Origin of the sequence: Pseudovibrio sp. POLY-S9 (genome assembly GCF_001431305.1) — a bacterium.
Lineage (GTDB): Bacteria > Pseudomonadota > Alphaproteobacteria > Rhizobiales > Stappiaceae > Pseudovibrio.
Window position 1 is genome coordinate 310,680 of sequence record NZ_LCWX01000237.1, and the last position, 3,585, is coordinate 314,264.

Annotated in this window: 3 protein-coding genes and 1 pseudogene; 2 read left to right on the forward strand and 2 right to left on the reverse strand. The window is 52.5% G+C overall.

What is annotated here, in order from left to right; genetic code table 11:
* Window positions 1–302, forward strand: a pseudogene (locus tag PPL9_RS25405) (TetR/AcrR family transcriptional regulator); the annotation flags it as partial.
* Between the two features lie 59 nt (window positions 303–361).
* Window positions 362–1,996, forward strand: coding sequence for an AMP-binding protein (locus PPL9_RS25410; protein ID WP_057465312.1), 1,635 nt, complete (start codon window positions 362–364; stop codon window positions 1,994–1,996).
* A gap of 78 nt (window positions 1,997–2,074) precedes the next feature.
* Here PPL9_RS25410 and PPL9_RS25415 read toward each other — a convergent pair whose 3' ends face one another.
* Both PPL9_RS25415 and PPL9_RS25420 read right to left on the reverse strand, forming a co-directional pair.
* On the reverse strand, window positions 2,075–2,362 hold the full coding sequence (locus PPL9_RS25415) for a DUF1330 domain-containing protein (protein WP_057465313.1): 288 nt from the start codon (window positions 2,360–2,362) through the stop codon (window positions 2,075–2,077).
* Window positions 2,363–2,441: 79 nt separating this feature from the next.
* On the reverse strand, window positions 2,442–3,585 hold a 1,144-nt coding region (locus PPL9_RS25420), incomplete at its 5' end, for a cytosine permease (RefSeq protein WP_082597109.1).

The window sequence follows — 3,585 nt, forward strand, 5'->3', positions numbered from 1 at the left end:
AGCGCTTCCAGCAGCTGACCATCATGACAGCAGAGCGTATTCTTGAACTCAGCACCCCTTATAAGGACCAGATTCCATTTGAGGACTGGGAGATGCAGGTGCGGCAGACGGTTCAGCTCATTACCGGGTTCACCGCCAATCAAGCCATTCGCAATGCCGGCCCTGCCCGTTTTGGATCGCAGGCAATGGTTGATATGCTTTTCATGGCAGCTATGGGCTCACTTGGCCTTGCTCCTCCTAGGGATTTTGAAGAGGAAAAAGAAAAAATCCATAAGATATTGAATGATGAACGATATTCCTAAAGCGTAAGCTGAAAGAATATTCTAATATACGCGTATAGGTTTTAATTTTGGGAGGAATTATGACTGATACACTTAGTGCTCCAACCTGGACACCTACTGTATTCACCAAGCCAATTGATGTGAACGGTTACAGGTCTGTGATCGAGATATTTGAAGAGGCCAATGGCCGATTTGCAAACAATGTCGCCTTCACCAATTTTGGCCAGTCACTTACATTTAAAGACGTTGATGAGAGGTCTCGCGCAGTTGCTGCCTATTTGCAGAATGAGCTGGGCCTGAAGAAAGGCGACCGCGTCGCCATTATGCTGCCAAATATTCTGGCGTTTCCGGTTCTCATGTTCGGCATATTGCGCGCCGGACTGGTGCAGGTGAACGTCAACCCTATGTACACACCGCGCGAGCTGAAACACCAGCTCAACGATGCGGACACTGATACGATCTTTATTTTCTCGGGCTCCAGCCCGACGCTTGCAGAGGTTGTTGCCGATACACCAATCAAAAATGTGGTGATTGCCAATGTAGGTGATGCATCTGGTGTGGACATGCCCTCACCGCCTCCACACGAGATGTTTGCAGACCGCCTGACAGTCTCAGATGTTCTTGAAAAAGGTGAGCAACTGGACTTTACGCCGCCGCAGATTAATCCGAGTGACCTGATTTACCTGCAGTATACGGGCGGTACCACTGGCCTTTCCAAAGGCGCCGCGCTGAGTCATGGCAATCTGGTGGCCAATATTGCACAGTTTGATGCGGCGACAGACGGATTTATGCGGGCTGGTGAGGAGATCGTGATTACGGCGCTGCCGCTCTATCATATCTTCGCGTTGATGGTGAACTGCGTGTCATTTTACTGGTTAGGATCCCGCAATGTGCTGATCACCAATCCACGCGATATGCCGGGGTTTGTCAAAGAACTTAAGAAGTGGAAGTTCAGCGTGATCACCGGGGTGAACACGCTTTTCAATGGCCTGCTGCATACCCCGGGCTTTGATGAGCTGGACTTCAGCAACTACAAATTTGCCATGGGCGGCGGATCAGCCATTCAACGGGCAATTTCGGATAAGTGGAAACAGGTTACCGGTCACCACATTATTGAAGGATATGGTCTGAGTGAGACCTCGCCGATCCTTTCGGTGAACCCGTTTGACAGCACCGAGTTTACCGAGACCGTTGGCCAGTCCATGCCAAAGACTGAGATCAAGCTGCTGGATGCGGAGGACAATGAAGTTCCGCTTGGCCAGCCAGGTGAGCTTTGTGCACGCGGGCCGCAAATCATGCAGGGATACTGGCGCAAACCGGAGGCAACCGCTGCGGTGATGACGCCGGACGGGTTCTTCCACACCGGTGACATTGCGATCATGGACAAGCGCAACAACTTCAAGATTGTCGACCGCAAGAAAGACATGGTGCTTGTGTCTGGCTTCAACGTATACCCCGCAGAGGTTGAGGCTGTGATAGCTGAGATCAAGGGTGTGGTTGAAGTGGCTGTTGCAGGTACATCTGACGAGCGAACTGGCGAGGCGGTGAAAGCGTTTGTTGTGCGCAACAACGAGGACGTTACGCCAGAAGCCGTGCAGGATTACTGCCACAACGCGATAGCGGCTTATAAGGTGCCGAAATACGTGGAGTTTTTGGAAGAGCTTCCAAAATCGACCGTGGGCAAGATCTTGCGCCGGGAATTGCGAGAGAAATAAGTTTTTCACCAGAAGACATAAAAAGAGCCGCAGTTTGATCGCTGCGGCTTTTTTCGTTTCATCCGATGCAGATGCGCGTTAGGCGCCTTCCACGATGATGATGTTGGCAATGCCAGCGTTTTCGCGGTGTTTCTTGGCAGCCTGATACTCTTCGCTGTTGTAGCACGCCATCGCAGTTTCCATGTCGGCAAACTCGATCACCACGTTGCGGGGATGGTTTGTGCCTTCCAGATCCTCAAACTTGCCACCGCGGGCCAGAACGTTGGCACTGTACTTTTTGAAGGCGGCAGAAGCTCCGTCTGCGTAGAGCTTGTAGGGCTCAGGATCTGTGACTGTGACGTGAGCGACCCAATAGGCTTTTGGCATTTTCTCTTCCTTTGAAACAGGAAGAAGCGGCGCATGATACGCCGCCCCTTCTTCTCGTTATTTAGTGTGTGTCTGCCTGTTACTTGTTCAGGATTTTCGCCAGAATAAGGTAGGCGATACCTGCCACGAACAGACCAACGAACCATGCATAGGTGTAGATGGTTGCGAACAGGGGTGAGGCTGGACCGGAAAGGCCTACGCCTGCCAGGAAGCCTGGAAGGTTTGGCAGGATACCGATAATCAGCGCGAGCACGCCCGCCCAGTTCCAGCCGTTTGAGCCGGAATAGATGCCGTTGTGCTTGAACAGATCTTCCACATTGAGCTTGGTTTTGCGCAGCAGGTAGTAGTCTGCCAGCATAATTCCCGCAATCGGCCCCAGCAGCGCTGAGTATGCAATCAACCAACCGATGATGTGGTTCACGAGGATCCATGGGAACATCACAAGGCCAATAGCCGCTGTGATGTAACCGCCGGTGCGCAGGTTGATGGATTTCGGTGCCAGGTTGGAGAACCCGTGCGCCGGAGCCACAACGTTTGCCGCCAGGTTGGTGGTGAGCGTTGCAACGATGAGTGCGAACAGAGCGATGATAATGCTCATGCCGCCCATTTTCTCAGCCAATACAATTGGATCCCAGATTGGTTCGCCGAAGATCACCACAGTTGCGGAGGTCACCGCAGAGGCGATGAACGCAAACAGCGCCATTGGGATTGGAAGGCCAACAGCCTGCCCCATGAACTGGTCTTTCTGACTCTTTGCATAGCGCGTAAAGTCAGGAATGTTCAGTGCAAGGGTTGCCCAGAAGCCAACCATGCCTGTGAGGCTTGGCCAGAAGACGGACCAGAACTGGCCTTCTTTAGGCTGACCTTCAGCAAACTGGCTTGGAGTGGAAAGCATTGCGCCAAACCCACCTGCATTGACATAAGCCCATGCCAGCAGTGCCAGACCCATTGCGAGCAGGAATGGTGCTGCATAAGTTTCCAGCCAACGGATGGATTCTGTACCGTTTTTGATGAAGTACAGGTGCAGTGCCCAAAACGCCATGAAGCAGGCAAACTGGCCTGCATTGATGCCCAGAATTGGGAGCGGGTCACCGGCCAGTGCTCCACTCATGAGCGTGTTCAGGATCACGTAGATCGCGGAACCACCAACCCATGTCTGAATACCGAACCAGCCACAAGCCACGATACCACGGGCGACTGCTGGAAATTTTGCACCTGCTGGA